Consider the following 25,491-nt stretch of genomic DNA (forward strand, 5'->3'; position numbering starts at 1 on the left):
TGCGGTCAAGAGGGTGTCCAACTGGGTCGTCACAACCCCGATGCTGGACACCCTCCCCGCGTCTGCGAACCCCGCATTCGGAACTACTCGTCTAGGCCGCCGCCGTCGTCTCCGCCTGTGCCCCACGCGCCTCGCGCATCCGCACCGCGTGCTCGTTGGTCCGCGCGTCATAGGCCAGCAGCTTCGGCAGCGCCGCGGCCAGCGCCACCACCCCGGCCACGCACAGCACGCCGCCCGCCCACACCGAGGTCCGTACCGACGTGACGGCCGCCATGCCGCCCGAGCGGACCTGGCCCAGCTGCGGCCCGACCGAGTACGACAGCAGCTCGATGCCCGCCAGCCGGCCGCGCAGCTCGTCGGGGATGGTCTGGTTCCACATGGCCGACCGGAAGATCCCGCTGACCATGTCGCAGGCCCCGGCCACGGCCAGGCTCAGCAGCACCAGCCAGACGTCGGACGCCCAGCCCGCGGCGGTCATGGCCAGCCCCCAGGCCGCCGCCGCGTACAGCACCGCCCGCCCGTGCCGGTGCACCCGTGAGGTCCAGCCGCTGGTCAGGCTGACCACACAGGACCCGGCGGGCAGCGCCGCGTACATCAGCCCCAGAGCCCATGGCGCTCCCAGGTCGTCCGCCAGGAACGGGAAGATCGCCATCGGGAAGGCGAAGAGCATCGCGGTCAGATCGACGGCATACGTACCGAGCAGTTCCTTGCGGCTCCAGGCGTAGCACGCGCCCTCCCAGATACCGCGCAGCGACGGCTTCTCGGCGTCGTGCGAAGGGGGTGAGGCCGCCAGGCCGGCCGCGAGGGCGGCGGATATCGCGAACGTGACGGTGTCGATCGCGTACGCCCAGCGCAGCCCCGCGTACGCGATCAGCACACCGGCCAGGGCGGGCCCGGCGATGGCGCCGATCTGCCAGCGCAGGGCGTTCAGCGCGGACGCCGCGGGCAGCTGGTCGTGCGGGACGATACGCGGCACGATCGCGTCGACGGCCGGACGCTGGAGCCCGGTCAGCGCGCTGGACGCGGCCACGATCACGTACAGCGGCCAGATCAGCGGGTGTGGCAGCAGGCTGTTGAGCAGCAGCAACACCGACAACAGGCCGAGGGCCACCTCGGTCCACAGGATCAGCTTGCGGCGGTCCATGGCGTCCGCGAGCGCACCGCCGTACAGACCGAAGACGATCAGCGGCACGATCTCCACCGCGCCCACCGCGCCGACCGCGAGCGTCGAGCCGGTCAGCTCCTTGAGCTGGAACGGCACCGCGACCAGCGTCAGCCACGACCCGAACACGGTCACCGCGCCCGCGCACCACATCCGGCGGAAGTCGGCGGACGAGCGCCAGGGCGCCAGGTCGGGGAGCAGGGCGGTGGCGCGGCGGCGTCGTGGGGGATGGTCTGCTTCGGTCATAACGCACCATCGTGCGATGGGGGCGGGGGAGGGGCAACGGAATTTCGGGTGGGTGCGGCCGGGCATCCGGCAGGCGTCGTCCGCACGTCATCCGGGCGTCGTCCGGGCGTCTTTCAGGTGCCGTTTGCGCCCCGGTGAAGCGGTCGGGTGGACGGCCGCGCCAGACGTGTGCCGTGCCTTGACGGTCAGTTGGGGGCTCCCTATGGTCACGCTGACAGAGGACGTCCTACGTCCGGCCGTTGGGGAGGACCCATGGCGCACGAGACTTCCCTTCCGTTCCGCGCCGGTTCCGAGGGCTACGCGAGCTTCCGCATCCCGGCCGTGGTGATCACCCGCCCCGCGACCGCCGAAGGCACCGGCAGCACGGCCCCCGAAGGCGCCGCCTCCGGCACGCTGCTCGCCTTCGCCGAGGGCCGGGTGCACAGCTCCGCCGACCACGGCGACATCGACCTCGTGCTCAAACGCTCCGCCGACGGCGGCCGCACCTGGGGCCCGCTCCAGGTCGTCGCCCGCAACGGCACCGGCACGGCGGGCAACCCGGCCCCGCTGGTGCTGGCCGGCGGCCGGATCGTCCTCCTTCACGTACGCAACGCCGCCACCGCCACCGAGGACCGCATCCGCCGCGGCCTGGTGTCCGCCGCCGACGGGCGGCGCGTATGGGTGCAGCACAGCGACGACGACGGCGCCACGTGGAGCGCGGCGCGCGAGATCACGGCGCAGGTCAAGCGCTCCAACTGGCGCTGGTACGCCACCACCCCCGGCCACGCCCTGCAACTCCGCAACGGCCCGCACGCCGGCCGCCTCGTCGTCCCCGCCAACCACTCCACCGCCCCCACCTACACCGGCGACGACGGCACCGAGGGCCGCTACAACGGCGGCCACGTCCTGCTCAGCGACGACGAAGGCGAGAGCTGGCGCATCGGCTACACCGACAGCAAGCCCAACAACTACATCAACGCCAACGAGACCACCGCCGCGGAACTCCCGGACGGCTCCCTCTACTTCAACACCCGCAACGACTCCCCGGCCCCCGGCAACCGCGCCGACGCCCACTCCGCGCCCGAGTCGGGCGGCGAGCAGCTGATCAAGCCCTTCCGTCCGCAGGCCGGGCTGACCGGGCCCGTCGTCGAGGGCAGCGTGCTGCACCTGGGCGCGCCCGACGTGCTGCTCTTCTCCGGCCCCGCCGACCCGGCCGACCGCGCGCTGATGACCGTACGGGCGAGCCGGGACCGCGGCCTGACCTGGCACGTGGCACACACCGTCGACGGGCTCCCGGCCGCCTACTCCGACCTCGTACGGATCGACGGCGCGACCGTCGGACTGCTCTACGAGACCGGCGACTTCAGCGCCTATTCGACGATCACCTTCCGCCGCATCCCCGTGGAGGAGCTGGTATGAGCACCGGTACGTACGACGACGGCCGGGACCGTGACCGGGGCCGCCCGGCGCCCGGGCTCCGCCGCCGGGCCCTGCTCGGCGGGGCCGCCGCGGCCGCCGCCGGGTTCACGCTGGCGGGCTGCGGCGACGGCGACGGGGACGGCGGCGCGGCGCCGAAGGAACGCGAGAAGGGCCAGAAGATCCAGTTGTCCTTCTGGTCGTGGGTGCCGGGCATCGACAAACCGGTGGACCTGTGGAACCGCGAACACCCGGACGTGCAGGTCGAGGTGGAGAAGGTGTCCGCCGTCGACGGCCGCCAGTACGCCAAGATGCACGCCGCCGTCAAAGCCGGGAACCCGCCGGACCTCGCCCAGATCGAGTTCCCCGTGATCCCCAGCTTCCTGCTCGACAACGCCCTCTTCGACCTGTCGGCCCTCGGCGCCGCCCGCTACAAGGACCGGTTCGTGGGCTGGCAGTGGCAGCAGTCGGTGTTCGGCCGGGGCGTGTACGCCGTTCCGCAGGCGTCCGGCCCGATGGGCTTCTTCGTGCGCCAGGACCTGTTCGACAAGTGGAGCCTCCAGATCCCGCAGACCTGGGACGAGTACGAGGAGGCCGCCAAGGCCGTCCGGCAGCAGGGCGCCTGGATCGAGACGTTCGCACCCACGAACGGCAACCGCTTCGCCGGACTGTCCTGGCAGGCGGGCGCCAAATGGTACGCCGCCGAGGGCGACACCTGGACCGTGCACATCGACGACGAGCCCACCCGCAAGGTCGCCGACTACTGGGAGTCGCTGGTCCGCCGCAAGCTGGTCAAGACCATCCCGGACCGGCAGAACGCCTGGTACAAGGACATCCAGACGGGTGCCATCCCGGCTTGGATCGGCGCCAGCTGGGGCGACGCGCTGCTGGCGGGCAACGCGCCCGGCACCAAGGGGAAGTGGCGTGTCGCGCCGCTGCCCCAGTGGCAGAAGGGCGCCAACGTGCACGCCAACTGGGGCGGCTCCACCACGGCCGTCTTCGCGAAAGCGGCCTACCCCAAGGACGCGCTGGCCTTCGCCCTCTGGCTCAACTCCGACCCCCAGTCCATCGCCCTGCTGATAGAGGGCGGTTACGGCTTCCCGAGCGCGAAGAAGGGCTACGCCACCAGCGACCTCGACGTGTACCGCGACTTCTTCGGCGGCCAGGCGTACAGCAAGGTCTTCGCGGACGCGGGCGCGCACGTCGACACCAGCTGGCAGTGGGGTCCCGGCGTGGACACCCTGTACCAGCGGCTCGGCGACGCCTTCACGGAGGCGCTGGACGACGGCGGCTCGTTCCGGTCGGTACTGCGGACCGTGCAGGCGCAGACCGTCTCCGACCTGCGGGGCAAGGGCCTGAAGGTGGAGAGCGGCGGGTGAGGGGAGCGAACCGGACACGTACCAGGGCCGCCCGTCCGGCCCGCCCCGCACGGCACACCCGCCGCCCCCGCCTCACCCGTACCGAAGCCCGCAACGCCCGCGCCGCCGCCGGCTTCGTCCTGCCCTTCCTGGCCCTCTTCCTCCTCTGCTTCATCGCCCCGATCGTCTACGCCGTCCACCAGAGCCTGCACCGCACCGAGCGCACCGGCCCGCTCGGCCTCGGCGGCCAGGAGCGCGAGGTCTTCGCGGGCTTCGCGAACTACGCGCACGCGCTCGCCGACGACCGCTTCCTGACCGGATTCGGCCGGGTGCTGCTGTTCGGTGCTGTCCAGATACCGCTGATGATCGCCCTGGCGACCGTACTCGCCCTCCTCCTGGAGAGCGCGAGCGCGCGCGGCGTCACGTTCTTCCGCAGCGCGTTCTTCCTGCCGTACGGCGTCCCCGGCGTCATCGCCTCCATCCTGTGGGGCTTCCTGTACGTACCGGGCATCAGCCCGCTCGTGGAGATTGCCGGATCGCTCGGCGTGCACGTCGACTTCCTCGCCCGAGACACCGTCCTGTGGTCCATCGCCAACATCGTCCTGTGGCAGTTCACCGGCTACAACATGCTCGTACTGATCTCCCAGCTCAAGGCCGTACCGGACGAGCTGTACGAGGCGGCGCGCATCGACGGCGCGAACGCCTGGCACATCGCCCGGCACATCAAGATCCCGCTGATCCGGCCCGCGCTCGTGCTGACCACCGTCTTCAGCATCATCGGCACCCTCCAGCTGTTCGCCGAGCCGATGGTGCTGCGGCCCCTCGCCGCCACCATCGACTCCGGCTTCACCCCCAACCTGCACGCGTACAGCGAGGCGTTCGTGAGCAACAACCAGCACGTGGCGGCGGCCGAGGCGGTACTGCTGGCGCTGGTCGCCTGCGTGCTGTCATTCGGGTTCCTGCGGCTGGTGGGGCAGCGGGACGAGGGGAGCGGCCGATGACCCGTAGCACCGTCCACGAGGCCCCCGTACCCGTACGGGCTCCCCGGGCCGCCCCCCACCCATCCGGCACGGCCGCCCGTCCACCCCTCCGCTACCGCATCATCACCGCCACCCTCCTCACCCTCGCCGCGATCTACTTCCTGACCCCCGTCTACTGGCTGATCGTCTCCGCCACCAAGAACAGCGCCGACCTCTTCGGCACCTTCGGCTTCTGGTTCGCCCACCCGCGCCCTCTGGAATACCTCCGCGACGTCCTCACCTACGACCACGGCGTCTACGTCCGCTGGTTCGCGAATTCCCTGCTGTACGCGGGTGTGGGCGCGCTCGCCGCCACCCTGCTCTCCGCCGCGGCCGGGTACGGCCTCGCCAAATTCCCCTTCCCCGGCCGCGGGGCCGTCTTCAACCTCGTCCTGGCCGGCGTCCTCATCCCCGGCACCGCCCTCGCCCTGCCCCTGTACTTCCTCTTCAGCTCCGCGGGCCTGGCCAACACGTACGGGGCGGTGCTCCTCCCCAGCGTCGTGAGCCCCTTCGGCGTCTACCTCTGCCGGATCTACGCGGCCGCCGCCGTACCCGACTCGCTCCTGGAGGCGGCCCGCATCGACGGCGCGGGCGAGGCCCGGATCTTCGCCGGGCTGGGCCTACGCCTCATGACCCCGGCCCTGGTCACCGTCTTCCTCTTCCAGTTCGTCCACATCTGGAACAACTATTTCCTGCCGCTGGTCATGCTCTCCGACTCCGACCTCTATCCGATCCAGCTCGGTCTGACCTCCTGGACCGGGTACGCGGACCGGCAGCCGGAGCTGTACCAGTACACGGTGGGCGGCGCGTTCCTGTCCGTACTGCCGCTGATGGTGCTGATGACGGTCCTCCAGCGGTACTGGCGTACGGGGCTCACGGAGGGCAGCGTGAAGGCGTGACAGTATCGCTGTCATGACTACTTCCGACGATGCGCGGACCGGCGACGACGCGCAGCCCGTTAATGTCGCGACCGAGGCCAAGAAGGCGCTCAAGAAGGACCCCTGGGACCTCCCCGACGTCTCCGGCCTCGTCGTCGGCGTCCTCGGCGGCACCGGCGACCAGGGCCGCGGTCTGGCGTACCGGCTCGCCCGCGCCGGCCAGAAGGTGATCATCGGCTCCCGCGCGGCGGAGCGGGCGCAGGCCGCCGCCGACGAGCTGGGCCACGGCGTCGAGGGCGCGGACAACGCGGAGTGTGCGCGGCGCAGCGACGTGGTGATCGTCGCCGTACCGTGGGACGGCCACGCCAAGACCCTCCAGGCCCTCCGCGAGGAACTCGCGGGCAAGCTCGTCATCGACTGCGTCAACCCGCTCGGCTTCGACAAGAAGGGCGCCTACGCGCTCAAGCCGGAGGAAGGCAGCGCCGCCGAACAGGCCGCGTCCCTGCTCCCCGACTCCCGTGTCACCGCCGCCTTCCACCACCTCTCCGCGGTCCTCCTCCAGAACCCGGAGGTCGAGGAGATCGACACCGACGTGATGGTCCTCGGCGAGTCCCGCGCCGACACCGACCGGGTCCAGGCCCTGGCCGCCCGCATCCCCGGCATGCGCGGCATCTACGCGGGCCGCCTGCGCAACGCGCACCAGGTGGAATCCCTGGTGGCCAACCTGATCTCCACCAACCGGCGCTACAAAGCGCATGCGGGCCTGCGCATCACGGACGTATAGTCCGCAGACCCCTCCTCGCTCACACGAAAAGGAATGGTGACGCCATGCAGTGGTTGCCCTAGCCGCCCGCCCGGAAGGTCCGGGAGCCCGGGCGGCGGGTTCCGGAAGGAACGCGATGTCCCGCACGGACAAAACGAAACCACTGTGGGTACGCCACGCGGAGCACAGCCCCCGGCCGGTCCACGACCACCGCTACGGCCCCTGCGACCTCCCGCCCCACCCGACGCGGGAGGCCGCCGCCACCCGCTGCCGCTGGGAGCACCCCGGCGCGCTCCTGTTCGGCCACACCTGCTGCGCCGGCTGCCAGCGGCGCGGCTGCACGAAGGAGTGGCAGGGGTACGTACGCTCCGGCAACCGCAGGACGCGCCATATGGCCCGGCGTGAGGCGCGGCGCTACGTCATGGGCGAGCGGGTCGACTGACCCACGGGCCCCTCTGGGGGCGGCCCGAAGCCGCCCCCTCCGGGCCCGACCGGCCCCCGGCCCCCGGCCGCCCGGGGCCCTCGCCCCCCGCCCCACGGCCATGGTGGACACTGGAAGAAAACGCCACACCCCACCCACAGGAGCCGACCCCATGCCCCGCCTCGCCGTCTTCGCCCTCGTCGTCTGCGCCCTCGCCGTCGCCGCGGCCGTCGTCTCGTTCGCCCAGGGCAGCTGGCTCGGCATCGTGTGGATCTTGATGGCGGGGATCAGCAGCAACATGGCGTGGTTCTATGTGCGGAAGGCGAAGATGGAGCGCCAGGGGGAGGAGGGGGCGGCGGCCCCGGCTGCCGGCGCGCACTGAGCCGCGGACATTTCGCCCGGGGGGGGGCTGTGTGACGGAGGCCGTCGCGTGCTCGTCAGAGTGCGAACGGATCGGCGCGCACGGCGTCATCGAGATGCTTGAGGGCGTCACGGAGCCCGGGAGGAGTCCCGGACGCGGTGAGTCCGTTTCGTACGGCTTCGTCCAGTAGCCGCCGGGTGCGTACGGACGCGGTTTCGCCGACGGTGGGCATTATCGAGGCCACCAGCTCCTCGGCGTCCCGCCAGGCGTGAAGGCGCAGCAGGCAGTCCAGGAGCCGGGCCGCAGCCATGCCCCGATGTCCGACGGCGGGACCGCCCCGCTGCTCCGCGGAGCGCTGGAGGAAGGGCACGGCCCCCGCAGGGTCGCCCGCGGTCTGGATGGCCTGCCCATGGTGCCCGTCGATCTCGTTCGCCATGATCCACCACGACCACGCCGGATCCTGGAGCTCGCCATCGCACTCCAGCAGCGACCGTGCCCTGTCGAATGAGCGACCGGCCTCGGCGAGGGCACCGCAGCCCGCGAGTCCTTTCGCCTCCCGCACGCGGAAGATCGCCTCGACCCGGGGCGACAGACGGTCCTGCTCGATGACCGCACGCGCCACGGCCAGCTCCTCGCGGTAGCGGCCGAGCCAGCCGGAATGCATCGCGATGTTCTGCAGAATGAGCAACTCCATCGACCGGTCGCCGGACAGCTTCGCCAGCAACAGCGCCTCCTGATTGAAGCGCCGCGCGGCGTCGTGCTGCTCGGCATCGAAGAGCACCCAGCCGGCGACCTCGGCCAGCTCACTCGCCGCCGACCTGATGTCCCGCTCGTACGCGCTGTCGTAGTCGCCGTCACCCAACCGCTTGTGCACGCTTTTGAAGGTGCGTGCCGCCACTTCGGCGATGGGCATTCCCGTCAACTCGTTGTCCAGGAAGATCAGCCGCTGGGACGCCTCCCGGATCGCCTGCGCGTACTCGGCCCCGCGCGTTTCGTTCAGACGCAGCAGCGGCACGCGCTCGTGCACATCCTCGCGCAGCCGCTCCACCGATACGTCCAAGGCCGCGGCGATGAAGGGCAGCCACTCCCTGGGGACCCGCTTCCCCAGCTCCCACCTGCTGACTTCTTTCCGCGTCACGGGATCGCCGCAGACACCGGCGGCCTTGCAGACCTCACGTGCCAACCACGCCTGGGATTTCTCGCCCCGGAGGTGACGGATGCGAGCCCCGATGTTTTCCGGCATGACTCCATACTGGCCGACACGGGGCCGACAAGGGGCCGACATGGGGCGGCTGTTGTGCGTGGCGCTTCAGCGACAGGGTTGCCTCATGAACCAACACCGAGGAACCCTCGATCCCCCCGTCCACCTGCCGGACCCGTTCGCCGGAGACATCAACCCCGTTCCGAGGGACGGCTGCGCTCGTTGCGCGGCGGAGGCCGCGCGGCGGGAGGCGGCGCGGGACGCGGGGCATCTCTTTGTGGCTGTGGAAGCGAGCAATGAGATTCGTCGGCATCCGCGTCACCAGGTTGTTCAGGGGGACGTTGGCGGTGCGGGAATGGGGCACGGTCCGGTGCGGCGCAGGCGAGGGGAGAACGTCGTGGCTTGGTGGTTGATGGAGAGCGGGAATCCGCAGGACGACAGCGACAGCGGCAACAAGCACGGGGGTGGCGGCTCGGACGAGGGCGGCAACACGAACGACGGCCAGGCCCCGGCGGAAGGCCGGTGACCGTGCACGAGGAAATGGCGGCGGGTCCGGAAGGGCTCGCTGCTGTGCTCATGGGGAAGGGTGCGCTGACGAGTGACTGGCTGCCGTCCTACGAGGCGGTGCCGCGTCATTGGTTCGTGCCCGAGGTGATCTGGCCCGGTCGTGGTGGTGAGAACCGGCAGGACGGTCGGGTGATGCGTGGTGAGGAGCCCGAGGCGTGGTGGGCGGCTGTTCACCGTGACGCGCCGATTACGACGCAATGGGATGACGGGGAGTACACCGGGCCCGGAAAGGGGCGCATTCCGTCCAGTTCCAGTTCGATGCCGACGATGGTTTTCTCGATGCTGGACGCGTTGAGCGTGGAAAAGGGGCACCGGGTGCTGGAGATCGGCACCGGTACCGGGTGGAATGCGGCGCTGCTGTCCCATCGGGTCGGGGCGGAGAATGTCGTCACCGTGGAGGTGGATGAAGGCAGCGCCCGGGATGCGCGGCGGCGCCTGGAAGTAGCGGGGTATGGGCCGCTGGCCGTCGTCGGGGACGGGGGCGAGGGATACGCCGAGGGCGGACCGTACGATCGCGTGATCGCCACGTGTTCCATTGGCCGTGTGCCGCGGGCATGGCTGACGCAGACGAAGCCGGGCGGGGTCGTGGTCGCCCCTTGGGGGCCGGTTTACGGCGGCGAGGCGGTCGTCCGGCTTTCCGTCGCCGGGGACGGGACGGCGGCGGGCCGGTTCGTGGGGTCCTCGGCATTTATGCGACTGCGTGCTCAGCGTTCCGTCCGTAAACACGTACGGGAATATCTCGGCGGGCGTGATTGGCCGGCGGACGGGGTGCGCAGTACGACCTTTCTTTCCCCGGATGCGGTGGGGGACTGGGAGGTCATGTTCGCCGTCGGAGTGCAAGTGCCGAATGCGTTTCCTTGGATGGAATCGTACGAGGACGGTTCCTATACGTTGTGGCTCCGGGATACGGGTGTCACCTCGTGGGCGACAGTTGATTATGTACCGGGGTGTGTCGAGTTCGAGGTTCATCAGAGCGGTCCCCGGCGGCTGTGGGATGAAGTGGTCGCTGCCCATCGTTGGTGGGAGGGGCGGGGTAGGCCGGGATTCGAGCGGTTCGGGCTGACTGTGGACGGTGGCGGCGAGCGGGTGTGGCTGGATTCGCCGGACAAGCCGGTGCCCATCGTGGGCTGACCGCTCGGGGCAACGGGCGGGACGGTGGACCGTACGGCTACGACAGACCCGCCCCGCCCACCTGCGGAATCTGCGGCTCCCCCTGCCAGAAACGGAACAGCTCCTGGCCCCAGTACGTATCCCAGTTCCCGATGCCCAGGCCGCGGAGAATCGCGTCCACCGCGTCGAAGAAGATGTGGTTGATCTCCGGGACCCACAGCAGGCCGAAGACGGCGATCAGACCGAACGGGGCGAAGGGTTCGACCTGGCGGCGGATGTTGTGGGAGAGCCAGGGTTCGAGGACGCCGTAGCCGTCGAGGCCGGGGACCGGGAGGAAGTTGAGGATGGCGGCGGTTACCTGGAGGAGGGCCAGGAAGGCGAGGGCGTAGCGGAAGTCGCGGGGGACGTCGTCCATGGCGCCGAGCCAGAAGGGGGCCGAGACGACCGCGGCGAAGAGGACGTTCGTCAGGGGGCCGGCCGCCGAGATCAGGCTGTGCCGCCAGCGGCCCTTGATGCGGCCGCGTTCGATGAAGACCGCGCCGCCCGGCAGACCGATGCCGCCCATGATCACGAAGATCACCGGGAGGACGATGCTGAGGAGCGCATGGGTGTATTTGAGGGGGTTGAGGGTGAGATAGCCCTTGGCGCCGATGGAGATGTCGCCGCTGTGCAGTGCCGTACGGGCGTGGGCGTACTCGTGCAGGCACAGCGAGACGATCCACCCGGAGACCACGAACAGGAAGACGGCGAAGCCGGGGCTGGCCGCGAGGCGTCCCGTCCAGACGGCCCAACCCGACACCGCCATGACGGCGACGAGCGCGAGGAAGACCGGGCTGACGCGGCGGTCGGCGCGCTGTGCTGCTGTGGTCATCGTGTGGTGCTCCCGGTTTCGCTGTGACAGGCAGTCACGACCGTAATCGACGGGCGGGGCGACCGTGCACGGAAAACGACGGGCGGCGGGCGCCGAGTTCCGGGCAGGCTGGCCCCATGACGGATACGGGGGCGGGACGGACGGAGCGGTCCGGGCGGGACGGCCAGGCCGTACGGGGCCGTGGCGCGCGGGAGGTGTGGGCCGTGAATCATTCGTACGTACAGGACAATGGTGCGGTGCGCTACGGAATCCTCGGGACGGCCCAGGCCCACCGGAGCGACGGGACGCCCGTCGCCCTCGGCGGGCCCCGCCTGCGCACGCTGCTCACGGCGCTGGCGCTGCGTCCCGGCCGGGCCCTCACCGCCGAGCTGCTGATCGCCGACGTCTGGGGCCCTCAGCCGCCTGCCGACGCGACCGGCGCGTTGCAGGCGCTGATCGCGCGGCTGCGCCGGTCCGTCGGCCGGGAGGCGATCGCCTCCGTACACGGCGGGTACCGGCTCTGCGCCGTCCCCGCCGATGTCGACCTGCACCGTTTTCAGCAGCTGGCGGACGAGGGGGCGCGGGCGCTGGCCGACGGCGATCCGGTCAAGGCCGCCACGCTGCTGGACGACGCCCTGGCGCTCTGGCGCGGCCCGGCGCTGGCCGACCTCCCGGAGGCGGCGGGCGAGGCGGCCCGCGCCGAACGTGCTCACCTGGAGGCCCGGCGTACGCGGCTCGCCGCCGATGTCGCCCTCGGCCGGCCCGGCCAGGCCCTGCCCGCGCTGACGGCCCTGTGCGAGGACCATCCGCTCGACGAACCACTCCAGGCCCTGCGTCTACGCGCGCTGCGGGCGGCGGGGCGTACGGCCGAAGCGCTCGATGCGTATGCCTCGGTGCAGGCCGACATCGCCGACCGCCTCGGCGCGGCCCCGGGACCCGAACTTCGCTCCCTGCACATGGAGTTGCTGCGGGAGGGGGAGGTGGTGATGGGGGAGGCTGTTGCCCACGAGCCGGAGGCAAAGGCGGCCGTCCACCCCGCACCCACCCCCCGCCGCGGCAACCTCCGTACCCGTACCACCTCCTTCGTCGGGCGGGAGGACGACCTCGCGGTGATCCGGGCCGATCTCGGCGTGCACCGGCTGGTGACGCTGCTCGGGCCGGGCGGGGCGGGCAAGACGCGGCTTTCGCAGGAGAGCGCCGAGGCGGCGGCCGCCGCGGCGCCCGGGATGTGGCCGGACGGCGTGTGGTTCGCGGAGCTGGCGCCCGTGGACGATCCGCAGACCGTGCCGGAGGCGGTGCTCACGGCGCTCGGGGCGCGCGAGACCGTCGTCCGCACCACCACCGACGAGCTGCGCGCCGCCGCCGACCCGACCACGTACGACCCGATGGCGCGCCTCGCCGAGCACTGCGCGAGCCGCCGGATGCTGCTCGTCCTCGACAACTGCGAGCATGTGATCGGCGCTGCCGCCGAGCTGGCGGACCGGCTGCTGGCCGAGTGTCCCGGTGTGACCGTGCTGGCCACCAGCCGGGAGCCGCTGGCCGTGCCGGGGGAGGCGCTGCGGCCGGTGGAGCCGCTGCCCGATCCGGTCGCGCTGCGGCTGCTGGCGGACCGCGGTGCCGCGGCCCGGCCCGGGTTCCGCGTCGAGGACGATCCGGTCGCGTGCGCGGAGATCTGCCGGCGGCTCGACGGGCTGCCGCTCGCCATCGAACTGGCCGCGGCCCGGCTGCGGCTGCTCACCCCGCGCCAGCTCGCCGACCGGCTGGACGACCGGTTCCGGCTGCTGACCAGCGGGAGCCGTACCGTACTGCCCCGGCAGCAGACGCTGCGCGCGGTGGTGGACTGGTCCTGGGACCTGCTCGACGCCCCCGAGCGCGCCGTGCTGCGCCGCCTGTCCGTCTTCTCCGGCGGCTGTGATCTTGCCCAGGCGGAGGAGGTCTGCGCGGACGCGGGGAGTACGGGCGGCTCGGTGGCCCCCCGCGATGTCGCCGCCCTGCTCGGGTCGCTGATCGACAAGTCGCTGGTCGTCGCCGCGCCGGGCGGGGACGGGCGGATGCGCTACCGGCTGCTGGAAACCGTCTCGGAGTACGCCGGCGAGCGGCTGGACGAGGCGGGGGAGCGGGCCGCGGCCGAGCGGCGGCACCTGGTCGCGTACCGCGAACTGGCCCGTACGGCCGACCCGTTGCTGCGCGGCCCGGAGCAGTGCACCTGGCTGGAGCGGCTGGAGCTGGAGCACGACAACCTGCGGACCGCGCTGCGCCGGGCCGTCGCCGTGCGCGACGAGCACGAGGCGCTGTGCCTGGTGCTGTCCCTCCAGTGGTTCTGGTCGCTGCGCGACCACCGCGCCGACGCCCGTGCCTGGTCGGCCGCCGTGGCGGCGCTCGGCCCCGACCCCTTCGCGCCGCCCGTCGAGCCCGCGCCCGTCCTGCACGCGCGGCCCATCGACGCGCCGCCGCCGATGGACCCGGAGCAGCTGCAGGAGGCGCGTCGCGAGGTCCGGCTGGTGGGGCTGGCCAATTCGGACAGCGACATCGCGGCCCTGGGCAACCCGGATCGGCGGGAGGAGCTGACGGGCATCCTCGCCGCGTACCGCAGCGGCATGCCGCAGACGTGCAAGGTGCCGGGCGTCCTGTGGTACTACGCAATGATGATGACGGGCCGGTTCGACGACCTGGCGAACCTCGTCCATCAGGCGGTGAGCGCCTGCCGGGAGTACGGCTACGAATGGGAGCTGGCGAACGTCCTCCAGCTGCGCGCCAAGATCTTCAACGACCGGCGGGACGGGCTGGCACAGGCCCGCCAGGACGCCGACGAGTCCCTGGAGATCTTCGTACGGCTCGGTGACGCGTGGGGCGCGGCGGAAGCCCTGGCGGGGCGCGGCGAGGCCCGCGAGGGGCGGGGCGAGTACGCGCTCGCGGCCGAGGACTACCGGGCGGCCATGCGCTACGCCGAGGAACTGGGGGCGTCCGGCCAGATCCTGCTGCTGCGCACCCGGCTCGGCAACGTCCTGATCGAGGACGGTGCGGAGGCGGACGGCGAGCGCCTGCTGCGCGAAGTGATCGAACTGGCGGAGAAGGGCAGGAGCGGCCGGGACGCCGGGCCGTTCGCGCATCTCACGCTCGCCATGCACCTCATCTGCGTCGGGGAGCTGCGGGAAGCACGCACCCACCTGGAGGAGGTGCAGGACCTGTTCGGGCAGCGCGCCCCGGAGCTGTTCCAGGGCGTCGTGATGGCGGCACTGGTCGCGCTGGATGTTGAGGAAGGGCGCTACGACGATGTGCTGCCCCGGTTCCGCGCGGCGATGCCGAAGTTCCGGGACGAGCTGGTGCAGGTGGTCGCGCCGGATCTGCCGGTCGTCCAACTCCTCACCGGCGCGCGGGCGTTGCTGGGCGCGCGGGGCGAGGCGGGCGGGCCGGACGCGGCGCGGCTGATCGGTGCGTACGACGCGCTGCGCAGCACCTCCCACCGGCCGCCGCGGGTCATCCGCAGGAACCGGGAGAGCGCCGAGGCCGAGGCCCGCGCGGTCCTCGACGCCGCCGCCTACGAACGGGCCCACGCCGAAGGCAGCGGCCTCTCCCTCGAAGAGGCCGCCGCCCTCATCTGACGCGAGCCGGGCGAAGGTGACGCGTCAGGTCTTCTTGCGGAACTTGGCCACGGCCAGGGGCGCGAACACCAGGGTGATGCCGGCGGTCCAGGCCAGGGTGATCAGCACCGGCTGGGCGACGGCGCCCTGCCCGTTCATCAGGGCCCGTGCCGCGTCCGCGAGGTTCGACAGCGGGTTGACCTTGGTGAACGCCTCCATCCAGCCCGGCATCGTGGTCGGCGGGGCGAAGATGGAGGAGCCGAACTGCAGCGGCATCAGCACCATGAAGCCGACGCCCTGCACCGCCTGCGGGGTCTTCATGGTCAGGCCCAGCAGCATGAATATCCAGGTCAGCGAGGAGCCGAAGAGCAGCGCCAGGGCGACGGCCGCCAGCAGCTCCAGCGGGCCGGTCTTCAGGTCGAAGCCGATCAGGAACGCCAGCACCAGCAGGATGACGGTGGAGACCAGCATCCGCCCGGACTCCACGACCATCTTCGCCGTCAGCACCGAGGAACGGGCTATCGGCATGGTGCGGAAGCGGTCCATCACCCCCTTGTTGAAGTCGTCGTTGACGCCGGAGCCGACCGACATGGCGATGTTCAGACCGCCCATGGCCAGCAGGCCGGGGATGATGTAGTTCACGTACGCGGAGCGGTTGCCGCCGAGGCTGCCGCCCATCGCGCCGCCGAAGACGTACACGAACAGCAGGGTGAAGACGATCGGCATCAGCAGCGCATCGATCATCGACTCGGGGTCGTTCTTGATCTGCATCGCGTTGCGGCGCATCAGGGCGCTCGTGTGACGCAGATGGGCGCGCAGGCCGATCCGGCCCTCATCGGCACCCGGCCGCTGCGGCTTGCCCGGCGCCGCCACCGTCGCGGCACTCATGCCGGAACCTCCTCGTACTGCTTGTCCTGAACGCCCTGCCGGTCCTGCGGTCCGTCCTGCGGGCCGCCGCCCGCGGCCTCCGAGGTCTTCTGGCCGGTGATGGCCAGGAACACCTCGTCCAGGCTGGGCAGGTGGGTGTTGATGCCGGAGATCGTGAAGCCCCGCTCGCCGAGCACGCCGACCACGGCGGACAGCTGCTCGTCGCTGACGATCGGGACGTTGACCACGCCGTCCTCGTGGTCGGCGGTGGCGCCCGCGATGCCGTCCAGGCCGGCCTGCGCGATGGCGCCGACCATCCGGTCCAGCTCGGCGGCGTGCGCCGGGCGTATCTGGAGCGTACGGCCGCCGACCTTGGTCTTGAGCTCGTCCACCTTGCCGTCGGCGATGACCCGGCCGCGGTCGATGACCGTCAGTTCGTGGGCCAACTGCTCGGCCTCTTCCATGTACTGGGTGGTGAGCAGGACCGTGGCGCCGTCGCGCACCATGCTGCGGACCTCGTCCCACACCTCGTTGCGGGTGCGGGGGTCGAGGCCGGTCGTCGGCTCGTCCAGATACAGCACCGCGGGCCTGCCGATCATGGAGGCGGCCAGGTCGAGGCGGCGGCGCATACCGCCGGAGTACTTGGCGGCGGCCCGGCCGGCGGCCTCGGTGAGGGAGAACCGCTCCAGCAGCTCGTCGGCCCGCGCGCGGGCGTCCTTGCGGGAGAGGTCCAGCAGGCGGCCGATCATGTACAGGTTCTCGCGGCCGGAGAGCTTCTCGTCGACCGAGGCGTACTGGCCGGTGAGGCCGATCGTGCGGCGCAGCGCGCGCGGCTGGCGCACCACGTCGAAACCCGCCACGGTCGCCGTGCCGGCGTCCGGCACCAGCAGCGTGGACAGGCAGCGCACCAGCGTCGTCTTGCCCGCGCCGTTCGGCCCGAGCACACCGAGCACGGTGCCTTCCCTCACATCGAGATCCACCCCGTCCACGGCCTTCACCTCGCCGAAGTGCTTGACCAGCCCCCGCACTTCGACGGCGTTCCCCGCGCCGTTGGATGTCGTCTTTCGCGTCATGCCCCACACGATGACAGCACCCACTGACAAACGACCGACAGCCGGCCGACAGCCCAGGTCAGGCCATCGGCGGCGGGCGCAGACGGCTCACCGGTCGGCCTTGATCTCCTTCATGGTCATATGGGATTCGAGGCGGAGCACGGCGGGCAGGCAGCTGAGCTTGTCGGTCAGGAAGGCTTCGTAGGCGGCGTGGTCGGCCACGGCGACGCGGAGGAAGTAGTCGGGGCGCCCGTACATACGGCGGAACTCCATGACTTCCTCATAAGAGGCCACGGTGGCCTCGAACTCCTCGAAGCTTTTGCGGTCCTGGGCGTAGATCTCGACGGCGACGAAGACTTCGAGGCCGCGGCCCACCGATTCGGGATTGACGACGGCCCGGTATCCGGCGATGACGCCGGCCTCCTCCAGCCGTTTGACGCGGCGCAGGCAGGGCGGCGGGGTGAGGCCGACGCGTTTGGCCAGCTCGACGTTGGTCAGCCGGCCGTCCTGGCCGAGGTGAAACAGAATTTCCCGGTCCACGGCATCGAGGATCATTTCATTGCGCACAGAGCCATTGTAGAGCGATAAGAGGAAACCATATAAGGTCCACTTCTTTCTAAGATTGCGCCATGGAAACAAGCCCTGCCGTCACCGGGGGCCGCCCTCGGCCCGCACCTGTCCCCGAGCCCGCGCGACGTTCCGAGGCCCCTGCGGCGTTCCGGGAATCCGCGGGCGCCGTCCTGGGATTCGTCCCGCTCGGCCTCGCCTTCGGGGCGCTGGTGACGCAGTCGGGGCTGGACTGGTGGTGGGCGGGGCTGTCCGCGGCACTCGCCTTCGGCGGCTCGTTCGAGTTCCTGCTCATCGGCCTGGTCACCGCCGCGGCCCCGCTGGCGGCCATCGCACTGTCCTCGTTCATGGTGAACGTCCGGCACGTCTTCTACGCGCTGTCCTTTCCCGTGCACCGCATACCCGGCCGCCTCGGCAAGACGTACGCCACCTTCGCGCTGTGCGACGAGGCGTATGTGCTGGCCACCCGGGAACAGGCCCGCTCCTGGCCCGGCCGCCGCATCCTGTGGATGCAGTGCTTCCTGCATGTGGCCTGGGCGGGCAGCGCGATCGCCGGAGCCCTGCTCGGCTCCCTCATCCCGGAGCGCGTCACCGGCCTGGACTTCGCCCTGACCGCCCTGTTCGCCGTCCTCGCCCTGGACGCCGTCCGGGACCTGCGCGGCGAACTGTCCACCCCCGGGCTCGCCCTGCTCAGCGCCCTCGGCGCCCGGCTCCTGTTCCCCGGCGAGATGCTCCTGGCCGCCTTCGTCCTGTTCGCCGCCGCCCTCCTGGCCCGTCAGCTCACCACCAGCAAGAAGCCGAGCCATGCCTGATCCGCGTTACGCCGTCGCCGCCGTCCTCGTCACCGCCGCGGTCACCTGGGGCCTGCGCGCCCTGCCCTTCGCCGCCCTCACGCCGCTGCGCGCCAGCCGTACCGTCCGGTACCTCAGTGCCCGTATGCCCGCCGGCGTCATGGTGATCCTGCTCGCGTACTGCCTGCGCGACCTGTCCTTCACCCAGCCGAGCAGCCTGGCCCCGCTGATCGCCCTGGCCGTCACCGTCGGGCTGCATCTGTGGCGCCGCAACGCGCTGTTGAGCATTCTCGGCGGCACGGCCGTCCACGTGATCCTGGCCAGTACGGTCTTCGCGCACTGAGTGCCGCCGTCACCGCCGCGTGGAAAAGCCGGGCGGGCGTCTTCTTCAGGGCGCCCGCCCGGCCTTCCTGTATTCAGGTGGAGGCTGTCACCCGGCTCAGCGGAAGCTGTGCTCCTTTGCCGGGAACGTGCCGCCGACGACCTCCTCGGCGAAGTCCTTGGCCGCGGTGCCCAGCACCTCGCGCACGTTGGCGTACTGCTTCACGAAGCGCGGGACGTGCCCGTTGGTCAGGCCCGCCATGTCGGTCCACACCAGGACCTGCGCGTCACAGCCGATGCCCGCGCCGATGCCGACCGTGGGGATGTGCAGCGAGCGGGTGACCTCGGCGGCCAGTTCGGCCGGTACGGCCTCCAGGACGACCGAGAAGGCGCCCGCGTCCTGCACGGCCTTCGCGTCGCGCAGCAGCTGCTGGGCCGCCTCCTCGCCGCGGCCCTGCACCGGGTAGCCGCCGTACGCGTGGACGGACTGGGGCGTCAGGCCGACGTGGGCCATGACCGGGATGCCGGAGGAGACCAGCAGCTCGACCTGGTGGGCGGAGCGCTCGCCGCCCTCCAGCTTGACCGCGCCGACGCCGGCCTCTTTGACCAGGCGGGTGGCGTTGCGCAGCGCCTGGACCGGGCTCTCCTGGAAGGCGCCGAAGGGCAGGTCGGCGACGATCAGGGCGCGCTTGGTGCCGCGGACGACCGCCGCGGACAGGATGGTGATCTCGTCCATGGTGACCGGCACGGTGGACTCGTACCCGAGGTGGCAGTTGCCCATCGAGTCGCCGACCAGCAGCACCGGGATGCCGGCCTCGTCGAAGACGGAGGCGGTCATCGCGTCGTAGGCGGTGAGCATGGGCCACTTCTCGCCGCGCTCCTTGGCGGCGGCGATGTCGCGTACGGTGACCCGCCGCGAGCTCTTTCCTCCGTACAGTGCTTTGCCCGAGCTGCTGTCGGTCTTGCCGGTGGCTGCCCCGCCAGGCGCGGTGGTCCCCTCCGCGGCCGGGTTCTGGGCAGGCGAAAGCTGCGTCATGGTGACGGCTCCTGTTCGTCATCTCGAAGCGCCCTGACGGCGTCTCCGGACTCCCTTCCATGCTGGCACGCGGGCCCGGGGGAGTGGAAGGGGCCTCGGGTGGAGGGGCGGTCCGCGCCCCGTGAGGCGGCCGTTCCCCCGTACTTCCCGCCGATGCGGAACGACCCCCTCCGATACGGAACGGAGCCGTATCGAAATGGGCGTACGCTGCCCCCATGACGAGCTCCGAACCCACCGGCACATCCGCCGCGCCCCGGCACGTTCCCGAGCACATCCACCGCCGCCGCTGGGCGATCCTGTCCGTCCTCATGCTCAGTCTGCTGATCGTGGTGCTGGACAACTCCATCCTGAACGTGGCGATGAAGACGATCGCCACCCCGGCCCCCACCGGCCTCGGCGCCACGCAGAGCCAGCTGGAGTGGGCGATCAACTCCTACACGCTGGTCTTCGCGGGCCTGCTGTTCACCTCGGGACTGCTCGGTGACCGGCTGGGCCGCAAGAAGGTGCTGCTCTTCGGCCTGGTGGTGTTCGGCATCGGCTCGGTGCTGGCGGCCGTCTCCGGGTCGCCGGGACAACTGATCGCCTTCCGCGCGGTGATGGGGCTGGGCGGCGCCTTCGTGATGCCGTCCACCCTCGCCGTCCTGATGAACGTCTTCGAGCGGGACGAGCAGCCCAGGGCGATCGGCATCTGGGCGGGCGGCGTGGGGCTGGCCATCGCGATCGGACCGATCGCGGGCGGTCTGCTGCTGGACCACTTCTGGTGGGGTTCGGTCTTTCTCGTGAACGTACCGATCGTGCTCGTCGCACTGGTCGTGATGATCGTCCTGGTGCCGGACTCCAGGGACCCGCGGCCGGGGAAGCTGGACCCGCTCGGCGTGCTGCTCTCCGTCGTCGGCCTGGTGCTGCTGGTCTACGGGATCATCAAGGGCGGCCAGCTGGCCGACTTCACCGATCCGCAGGTGCTCGGCACGGTCCTGGGCGGCCTGCTCGTCCTGGTCGGCTTCGTGCTGTACGAGAAGCGGATCGATCACCCGTCGATCGACGTCAATCTCTTCCGCAAGCCGGCGTTCTCCGCCGCCGTGGGCGCCATCGCGCTGGTCTTCTTCGCGATGATGGGCGTCACGTTCTTCATCGTCTTCTACGTGCAGAGCGTGCGCGGCTACACGCCGCTCCAGGCGGGCCTGCTGATCCTGCCGCTGGCCGTCGCCCAGATGATCTTCTCGCCGAGGGCCCGGCACGCCGTCGACCGCTTCGGCTCGCGCGTCGTCTGCTCGGCCGGGATGCTGCTGGTCGCCGCCAGCATGGCCGGCTTCCTGCTGCTGGACGCCGACACCCCGATCTGGGTGCTGGAGGTGCTCTTCTTCGCCCAGGGCACCGGCTCGGCGCACATCATGCCGCCGGTCACCGTCTCGATCATGCAGTCCCTGCCGCGCGAGAAGGCGGGCTCCGGATCGGCCATCAACAACACGTTCCGGCAGGTCGGCGGCACGCTCGGAGTGGCAGTCCTGGGCTCGCTGCTGTCCACCGTCTACCGCGACGGCATCGACGGCACACTGAACTCCGTACCGGGCCTGCCGGACGCCGCCCGGCACGCGGCGGGCGAGTCCATCGAGGCCACGCTCGGCGTCGCCCGGCAGCTGGGAGCGGCCGGACAGCGGCTGACCGCCGAGGCGCACGACGCGTTCATCCACGCCATGCACGTCACCGCGCTCGCCTCGGCCGGTGTGGCGGTCCTCGGCGCGGTGGTGGTTGCGGCCTTCCTGCCGGGCAGGATGGGGGAGGGCACGCACGGTACGGACCGGGCGGAACAGGAAAAGGCGGGAGCACGGTCATGAACCGGACTGCGGGCACGGACACGGCGGCTGCGCGGGTACGCACGGACACGGCCCCCGCCACGGCCGCCGCCGCCCCGGCCCCCTGCCGCGGCCGCCCCCGCAACGCCGCCGCCGACTCCGCGATCATCGAGGCCGTGCTGCGCATGATCGAGGACGGCGTCTCCATCGGCGAACTGTCCATGGAGCGCATCGCCCGGGAGGCGGGCGTCGGCAAGGCCACCGTCTACCGGCGGTGGCCCGGCAAGAGCGAGCTGCTGCTCGACGTGATGCGCTCGCTGGACACCGACATCCCGCCGCCGGCCGGCGAGTCGGTGCGCGACGACCTCGTGGGCATCATCGAGTTCCTGCGCATCCGCGGCCTGGCCAAGCGCAACTCGGCACTGCTGCGCACCATCGTCACGCACGTCAAGGCGCAGCCGGAGCTCTGGCGGGAGTACCACGAGACGGTCGTGCAGGCCCGCCGCGAGGTGCTGCTGTCCGTGCTGCGGCGGGGCATGGCGCGCGGTGAGATCCGTACGGACCGGGACATCGACCTGCTCGCCGACCTGTTCGTCGGCCCGGTGCTGTCCCGGGCCGTGCTCCACGAGTGGGCGGACCTGCCGGAGGGGCTGGCCGAGGAGATCGTGGACACGGTGCTGTACGGCGTACGGCCGCGGGCCTGACCGTCGGTTCCGGGTCCGTACCCGACCGCTCCATGACGGGACTATGCCCGTTCTGTCACAGCCGCCGCCGGGGCCCCTGGCCCCGGAACCTCACGCCCTGAGCGGGCCGTCATCAGTTGTAAGAAAAGGCATTACAGGCCATCGCCTAGGGTCGGAGATCACAGGTGGGGCGCACGAGGCAAGGCAGTGAGGACGGCGGCATGGCGCAGGCATACATGACGGAGTCGGGGCAGGGCCACGACCCTGAGCGGAATGCCTCCCGGGCGCGGCGCCTGCGCGACTGGTGGCGCCCGGAGGGCATGTGGCGGCGGGGCATCGTGCTCGCCGTACTGGCGGTCCTGCTGGGGCTGCTGATGATCCTGCACGCGCAGGTCCCCAACACGGTGGGCAACCTGGGCAGCCTGCTGGAGACGTTCCTGCCGTGGCTCGGCCTGATCGGCGTCCCGGTGCTGCTGGTCGCCGCCGTGCTGCGCCGCTCCACGACCGCGATCGTCGCGCTGCTGCTGCCCGCGGTCGTCTGGGTCGGCCTCTTCGGCGGGCAGCTCACGGACAAGAAGGGCACCGGCGGCAACCTCACCGTCGTCACCCACAACGTCAGCGACAAGAACCTCGACCCGGCCGGTACGGCCAGGGACATCGTGAAGTCCGGCGCGGACGTGGTGGCCCTGGAGGAGCTGACCGGTGACGCGCTGCCCAAGTACAAGGAGGGGCTGGCCAAGGCGTACCCGTACCGCACGGTGCAGGGCACGGTCGGGCTGTGGAGCAAGCACCCGCTGACCGACGCGGCGCCGGTGGACATCAAGATGGGCTGGACCCGGGCGCTGCGCGCCACCGTCCAGGCCCCCAGCGGCAAGCAGGTCGCCTTCTACGTCGCGCACCTGCCGTCGGTACGGGTCAAGCTCAACGCGGGCTTCACCGCCAACCAGCGCGACAACAGCGCGACCGCCCTCGGCGAGGCGATCGCCCACGAGCGCGTCAAGCAGGTCATCCTGCTGGGTGACCTCAACGGCACCATGAACGACCGCTCCCTCGCCCCGGTCACCGCACAGATGCGCTCGGCGCAGGGCGCGGCGGGCGACGGCTTCGGCTTCTCCTTCCCGGCCGCCTTCCCGATGGCGCGGATCGACCAGATCATGATGAAGGGGATCGACCCGGTGTCCTCCTGGTCGCTGCCCCGGACCGGAAGTGATCACCTTCCGCTGGCCGCCTCGGTCAAGATCTGACAAAGCCGGAACGGCCCCTGACGGCCGGGGCGGGCCTGCTCCCGCCCCGCCGTCAGGGGCCGTCCGCGTGTGTACGCGCGGGCGGCCCGCCCCTCATCCGTAACATCGCGTTCTCCCGTCGGAATGAATGCCCTGAGAGACTTTGTTCCGTAGAAGAACTTACGGACATCCAGCATCACGCCGTCGTACGGATCCCCTGCGCACCGCTCGTCGCACCACCGCGCCCGGGGGTCCGTACGCACCGTTTTCGAAAGGTCTCTCATGCCCCTGGCGCTGCTCGCGCTGGCCGTCTCCGCCTTCGGCATCGGCACCACCGAGTTCGTGATGATGGGCCTGCTGCCCAATGTCGCGGGCGACCTGGGTACGTCCGTGCCCACGGCCGGCTATCTCGTCTCCGCCTACGCCCTCGGCGTCGTCATCGGCGCCCCGCTGCTGACCGCGCTCGGCGCGCGCGTCCCGCGCAAGCGGATGCTCCTGCTGCTCATGGCGGTCTTCACGGTCGGCAACCTGGCCTCGGCCCTGGCGCCCAACTTCGGCCTGCTGATCGCGGGCCGGCTGCTCGCCGGGCTGCCGCACGGCGCGTTCTTCGGCGTCGGCGCGGTGGTCGCGGCCCGGCTGGTCAAGGAAGGCCGGCAGGCCCGCGCCGTGGCCACCATGTTCCTCGGGCTGACCGTCGCCAACATCGTCGGCGTGCCCGCCGCGACGCTGCTCGGCCAGCACCTCGGCTGGCGCGCGACGTTCCTGGTGGTGGCCGCCATCGGGCTGGTCGCGATGGCCTCGCTGGCCCGGCTGATTCCGCCGATGCCGCGCGAGGAGCACGGCGGCGTGGCCCACGAGCTGCGCGCCATGGGCAACCGGCAGGTCGTCCTCGGCCTGGTCACCGCGGTCTTCGGCTTCGCCGGCGTGTTCGCCGTCTACAGCTACCTCGCCTCGATGATGACCGAGGTCTCCGGCTTCGCCGAGGGCTCCGTCCCGCTGGTCCTGGCGCTCTTCGGCGCGGGCATGACGCTGGGCGCGCTGGCCGCCGGACCGCTGACCGACCGCGCGCTGCGGCCCACGCTGTACGGGGCGCTCGGCGCCCTCGCCGTGACCCTCGTCGTCTTCACCTTCGCGGTGCACGTGAAGTGGGCGGCCCTGATCTGCGTGGTGATCCTCGGCGCGGTCGGCTTCATGACCACCACTCCGCTGCAGATGCTGGTCATGCAGAAGGCCCGGCACGCGCCCACCCTGGCCTCCGCCTCCAACCACTCGGCGTTCAACCTGGCCAACGCGGGCGGCGCCTGGATCGGCGGGGTGGCCATCGCGGCGGGCTGGGGCTGGACCTCCCCGGCGCTGGTCGGCGCGGCCCTGGCCGTCGTCGGCCTGGGCATCGCGGTCACCGCGGGCCTGCTGGACCGGGGCGCCGCCTCCTCCCGCGTCGTCGCGAGCAGCGAGGACGAGGTGTCGGCGGAGCTGCCGGACCGGGTGGGCTGAGCCCGTACCGCCCCGAAGGGCCGCGCCGTACGACCGTACGGCGCGGCCCTTCGCCGTACGTAAGCGCGGGATATGCGCGACCTGTGCGCCCGCTGTGTGCAACAGGCTCTTGAGGGGACCGCGTGGCGGCTGTTACACGGCTGCCGGAGAGCGGAAACAGGGGCTTCCTAGCGTTACGGGTGTGGGCCTGCACGGGCCCGCGCCAGATCCGGGCCCGGATCCAGCAGGACGTACGCAGCATGACGCACACAGCACGCACGACGTACACAGGGAGCAGCATGTTCTTCGCAGCCAACCGAACGGGCGACGCGTCCGCGACCGCCGCCCGGAACGGCAAGCGGGCGGGTCTGCGCACCGCGGTCGTCGCCGCGGCGGCGAGTGCCGCCGTCGCCGTACCGGCCGTGGCCGCGGTCGCCGCCCCGGCGCACGCCGCGTCCCCCGCCAAGCCCGCGGCGGCGGCCGGAGCCCAGGGCCAGGGCGACAAAAAGGTCAAGATCGCCAACCACTACACCCTCACGTGGAACGCCAAGAAGGGCACCGCCACGGTCCAGGACCCGGACGGCGAGACGGTCGGCGTGCTCTCCGCCAACCACCCGGGACCGATCACCAGCGACCTCGGTGACCAGGGCCGGACCACGTACACGATGGACGCGGCGATGTCGTCGGCGACGGTCAACGTCAACCACAACGGCAAGGTCACGTCCTACGACTTCCTGCGGGCCTAGCAGCGCCCACGGCAGCTGGTCCCGGTG

Annotated in this window: 24 protein-coding genes; 17 read left to right on the forward strand and 7 right to left on the reverse strand. The window is 71.3% G+C overall.

Annotated features, from left to right (window positions below):
* Positions 1-91: 91 nt before the first annotated feature.
* Entirely contained in the window at positions 92-1,408 is a 1,317-nt protein-coding gene (locus tag ADK86_RS17170) for an MFS transporter (protein ID WP_053697357.1), read from the reverse strand.
* A 252-nt stretch (positions 1,409-1,660) separates the two neighbouring features.
* Here ADK86_RS17170 and ADK86_RS17175 point away from each other — a divergent pair, with 252 nt between their 5' ends.
* The 7 genes from ADK86_RS17175 (at position 1,661) to ADK86_RS17205 (ending at position 7,624) form a co-directional block, all read left to right on the forward strand.
* Positions 1,661-2,806 (forward strand): sialidase family protein, encoded by a 1,146-nt coding sequence (locus ADK86_RS17175; protein ID WP_053697358.1) that lies wholly within the window; start codon positions 1,661-1,663, stop codon positions 2,804-2,806.
* On the forward strand, positions 2,803-4,182 hold the full coding sequence (locus tag ADK86_RS17180) for an ABC transporter substrate-binding protein (protein WP_053697359.1): 1,380 nt from the start codon (positions 2,803-2,805) through the stop codon (positions 4,180-4,182). The genes ADK86_RS17175 and ADK86_RS17180 overlap by 4 nt, the downstream gene beginning before the upstream one ends.
* Positions 4,179-5,162: a carbohydrate ABC transporter permease gene (locus tag ADK86_RS17185; protein ID WP_053697360.1), complete on the forward strand. Its 984-nt coding sequence runs from the start codon at positions 4,179-4,181 to the stop codon at positions 5,160-5,162. Before ADK86_RS17180 ends, ADK86_RS17185 begins: the two co-directional genes overlap by 4 nt.
* Entirely contained in the window at positions 5,159-6,079 is a 921-nt protein-coding gene (locus ADK86_RS17190; RefSeq protein ID WP_078952084.1) for a carbohydrate ABC transporter permease, read from the forward strand. Before ADK86_RS17185 ends, ADK86_RS17190 begins: the two co-directional genes overlap by 4 nt.
* A 13-nt stretch (positions 6,080-6,092) precedes the next feature.
* Entirely contained in the window at positions 6,093-6,842 is a 750-nt protein-coding gene (npdG, locus tag ADK86_RS17195; protein WP_053697361.1) for an NADPH-dependent F420 reductase, read from the forward strand.
* 115 nt (positions 6,843-6,957) lie between these two features.
* Positions 6,958-7,263 carry a hypothetical protein gene (locus ADK86_RS17200; protein ID WP_053697362.1) on the forward strand — a complete coding sequence of 102 codons (306 nt, stop codon included), beginning with the start codon at positions 6,958-6,960 and terminating at the stop codon, positions 7,261-7,263.
* A gap of 151 nt (positions 7,264-7,414) precedes the next feature.
* On the forward strand, positions 7,415-7,624 hold the full coding sequence (locus ADK86_RS17205) for a hypothetical protein (protein ID WP_053697363.1): 210 nt from the start codon (positions 7,415-7,417) through the stop codon (positions 7,622-7,624).
* A gap of 55 nt (positions 7,625-7,679) precedes the next feature.
* Here ADK86_RS17205 and ADK86_RS17210 read toward each other — a convergent pair whose 3' ends face one another.
* On the reverse strand, positions 7,680-8,741 hold the full coding sequence (locus tag ADK86_RS17210; protein WP_234345902.1) for an XRE family transcriptional regulator: 1,062 nt from the start codon (positions 8,739-8,741) through the stop codon (positions 7,680-7,682).
* Between the two features lie 460 nt (positions 8,742-9,201).
* Between ADK86_RS17210 and ADK86_RS45200 the strand changes: the two genes are divergently transcribed.
* Positions 9,202-9,330, forward strand: coding sequence for a hypothetical protein (locus tag ADK86_RS45200; RefSeq protein WP_267888799.1), 129 nt, complete (start codon positions 9,202-9,204; stop codon positions 9,328-9,330).
* Positions 9,327-10,502 (forward strand): methyltransferase domain-containing protein, encoded by a 1,176-nt coding sequence (locus tag ADK86_RS17215; protein WP_234345903.1) that lies wholly within the window; start codon positions 9,327-9,329, stop codon positions 10,500-10,502. The genes ADK86_RS45200 and ADK86_RS17215 overlap by 4 nt, the downstream gene beginning before the upstream one ends.
* Before the next feature lie 37 nt (positions 10,503-10,539).
* On the opposite strand, the gene ADK86_RS17220 is transcribed toward ADK86_RS17215, so the two are convergent.
* Entirely contained in the window at positions 10,540-11,352 is an 813-nt protein-coding gene (locus ADK86_RS17220) for a site-2 protease family protein (RefSeq protein ID WP_053697365.1), read from the reverse strand.
* 236 nt (positions 11,353-11,588) lie between these two features.
* Here ADK86_RS17220 and ADK86_RS17225 point away from each other — a divergent pair, with 236 nt between their 5' ends.
* Positions 11,589-14,933 carry a BTAD domain-containing putative transcriptional regulator gene (locus ADK86_RS17225; protein ID WP_053697366.1) on the forward strand — a complete coding sequence of 1,115 codons (3,345 nt, stop codon included), beginning with the start codon at positions 11,589-11,591 and terminating at the stop codon, positions 14,931-14,933.
* Positions 14,934-14,957: 24 nt separating this feature from the next.
* Here ADK86_RS17225 and ADK86_RS17230 read toward each other — a convergent pair whose 3' ends face one another.
* The 3 genes from ADK86_RS17230 to ADK86_RS17240 all read right to left on the reverse strand — a co-directional run bounded on the left by ADK86_RS17230 (position 14,958) and on the right by ADK86_RS17240 (position 17,386).
* The gene (locus ADK86_RS17230; RefSeq protein ID WP_030370443.1) at positions 14,958-15,800 is read right to left on the reverse strand and encodes an ABC transporter permease; all 843 of its coding nucleotides are present in this window, start codon (positions 15,798-15,800) and stop codon (positions 14,958-14,960) included.
* Positions 15,797-16,852, reverse strand: a complete 1,056-nt coding sequence (locus tag ADK86_RS17235) for an ATP-binding cassette domain-containing protein (protein WP_053697367.1) — start codon at positions 16,850-16,852, stop codon at positions 15,797-15,799. The genes ADK86_RS17230 and ADK86_RS17235 overlap by 4 nt, the downstream gene beginning before the upstream one ends.
* Positions 16,853-16,939: 87 nt before the next feature.
* The gene (locus tag ADK86_RS17240) at positions 16,940-17,386 is read right to left on the reverse strand and encodes an Lrp/AsnC family transcriptional regulator (protein WP_199821560.1); all 447 of its coding nucleotides are present in this window, start codon (positions 17,384-17,386) and stop codon (positions 16,940-16,942) included.
* Between the two features lie 74 nt (positions 17,387-17,460).
* On the opposite strand from ADK86_RS17240, the gene ADK86_RS17245 reads away from it, so the two are divergent.
* Together ADK86_RS17245 and ADK86_RS17250 are read left to right on the forward strand one after the other, a co-directional pair.
* Positions 17,461-18,210 (forward strand): AzlC family ABC transporter permease, encoded by a 750-nt coding sequence (locus tag ADK86_RS17245; protein ID WP_053697368.1) that lies wholly within the window; start codon positions 17,461-17,463, stop codon positions 18,208-18,210.
* A complete protein-coding gene (locus ADK86_RS17250; RefSeq protein WP_030370440.1) occupies positions 18,203-18,532 on the forward strand; it encodes a branched-chain amino acid transporter permease in 330 nt (109 codons plus the stop codon). Before ADK86_RS17245 ends, ADK86_RS17250 begins: the two co-directional genes overlap by 8 nt.
* Positions 18,533-18,628: 96 nt before the next feature.
* Here ADK86_RS17250 and panB read toward each other — a convergent pair whose 3' ends face one another.
* Positions 18,629-19,546: a 3-methyl-2-oxobutanoate hydroxymethyltransferase gene (panB, locus tag ADK86_RS17255; protein ID WP_199834424.1), complete on the reverse strand. Its 918-nt coding sequence runs from the start codon at positions 19,544-19,546 to the stop codon at positions 18,629-18,631.
* Between the two features lie 215 nt (positions 19,547-19,761).
* On the opposite strand from panB, the gene ADK86_RS17260 reads away from it, so the two are divergent.
* The 5 genes from ADK86_RS17260 to ADK86_RS43825 all read left to right on the forward strand — a co-directional run bounded on the left by ADK86_RS17260 (position 19,762) and on the right by ADK86_RS43825 (position 25,464).
* Positions 19,762-21,381, forward strand: coding sequence for an MFS transporter (locus tag ADK86_RS17260; protein ID WP_053697369.1), 1,620 nt, complete (start codon positions 19,762-19,764; stop codon positions 21,379-21,381).
* Positions 21,378-22,043, forward strand: a complete 666-nt coding sequence (locus tag ADK86_RS17265) for a TetR/AcrR family transcriptional regulator (protein ID WP_053697370.1) — start codon at positions 21,378-21,380, stop codon at positions 22,041-22,043. The genes ADK86_RS17260 and ADK86_RS17265 overlap by 4 nt, the downstream gene beginning before the upstream one ends.
* A gap of 215 nt (positions 22,044-22,258) precedes the next feature.
* Positions 22,259-23,266 (forward strand): endonuclease/exonuclease/phosphatase family protein, encoded by a 1,008-nt coding sequence (locus ADK86_RS17270; protein WP_063789024.1) that lies wholly within the window; start codon positions 22,259-22,261, stop codon positions 23,264-23,266.
* Positions 23,267-23,527: 261 nt separating this feature from the next.
* Positions 23,528-24,739 (forward strand): MFS transporter, encoded by a 1,212-nt coding sequence (locus ADK86_RS17275; RefSeq protein WP_053697372.1) that lies wholly within the window; start codon positions 23,528-23,530, stop codon positions 24,737-24,739.
* A gap of 278 nt (positions 24,740-25,017) precedes the next feature.
* Positions 25,018-25,464 (forward strand): hypothetical protein, encoded by a 447-nt coding sequence (locus ADK86_RS43825; protein WP_199834425.1) that lies wholly within the window; start codon positions 25,018-25,020, stop codon positions 25,462-25,464.
* The last annotated feature ends 27 nt before the right edge of the window (positions 25,465-25,491 follow it).

Source organism: Streptomyces sp. NRRL F-5755, from assembly GCF_001279365.1.
Lineage (GTDB): Bacteria > Actinomycetota > Actinomycetes > Streptomycetales > Streptomycetaceae > Streptomyces > Streptomyces rimosus.

Coding starts and splice junctions, on each gene's coding strand:
- ADK86_RS17205 (WP_053697363.1), top strand. CDS start 7,415: ATGCCCCGCCTCGCCGTCTTCGCCCTCGTCGTCTGCGCCCTCGCCGTC.
- ADK86_RS17240 (WP_199821560.1), bottom strand. CDS start 17,386: ATGATCCTCGATGCCGTGGACCGGGAAATTCTGTTTCACCTCGGCCAG.
- ADK86_RS17265 (WP_053697370.1), top strand. CDS start 21,378: ATGAACCGGACTGCGGGCACGGACACGGCGGCTGCGCGGGTACGCACG.
- npdG (WP_053697361.1), top strand. CDS start 6,093: ATGACTACTTCCGACGATGCGCGGACCGGCGACGACGCGCAGCCCGTT.
- ADK86_RS17180 (WP_053697359.1), top strand. CDS start 2,803: ATGAGCACCGGTACGTACGACGACGGCCGGGACCGTGACCGGGGCCGC.
- ADK86_RS17250 (WP_030370440.1), top strand. CDS start 18,203: ATGCCTGATCCGCGTTACGCCGTCGCCGCCGTCCTCGTCACCGCCGCG.
- ADK86_RS17230 (WP_030370443.1), bottom strand. CDS start 15,800: ATGAGTGCCGCGACGGTGGCGGCGCCGGGCAAGCCGCAGCGGCCGGGT.
- ADK86_RS17200 (WP_053697362.1), top strand. CDS start 6,958: ATGTCCCGCACGGACAAAACGAAACCACTGTGGGTACGCCACGCGGAG.
- ADK86_RS17190 (WP_078952084.1), top strand. CDS start 5,159: ATGACCCGTAGCACCGTCCACGAGGCCCCCGTACCCGTACGGGCTCCC.
- ADK86_RS17170 (WP_053697357.1), bottom strand. CDS start 1,408: ATGACCGAAGCAGACCATCCCCCACGACGCCGCCGCGCCACCGCCCTG.
- ADK86_RS17175 (WP_053697358.1), top strand. CDS start 1,661: ATGGCGCACGAGACTTCCCTTCCGTTCCGCGCCGGTTCCGAGGGCTAC.
- ADK86_RS17275 (WP_053697372.1), top strand. CDS start 23,528: ATGCCCCTGGCGCTGCTCGCGCTGGCCGTCTCCGCCTTCGGCATCGGC.
- ADK86_RS43825 (WP_199834425.1), top strand. CDS start 25,018: ATGTTCTTCGCAGCCAACCGAACGGGCGACGCGTCCGCGACCGCCGCC.
- ADK86_RS17220 (WP_053697365.1), bottom strand. CDS start 11,352: ATGACCACAGCAGCACAGCGCGCCGACCGCCGCGTCAGCCCGGTCTTC.
- ADK86_RS17270 (WP_063789024.1), top strand. CDS start 22,259: ATGACGGAGTCGGGGCAGGGCCACGACCCTGAGCGGAATGCCTCCCGG.
- ADK86_RS17260 (WP_053697369.1), top strand. CDS start 19,762: ATGACGAGCTCCGAACCCACCGGCACATCCGCCGCGCCCCGGCACGTT.
- panB (WP_199834424.1), bottom strand. CDS start 19,546: ATGACGCAGCTTTCGCCTGCCCAGAACCCGGCCGCGGAGGGGACCACC.
- ADK86_RS17245 (WP_053697368.1), top strand. CDS start 17,461: ATGGAAACAAGCCCTGCCGTCACCGGGGGCCGCCCTCGGCCCGCACCT.
- ADK86_RS17235 (WP_053697367.1), bottom strand. CDS start 16,852: ATGACGCGAAAGACGACATCCAACGGCGCGGGGAACGCCGTCGAAGTG.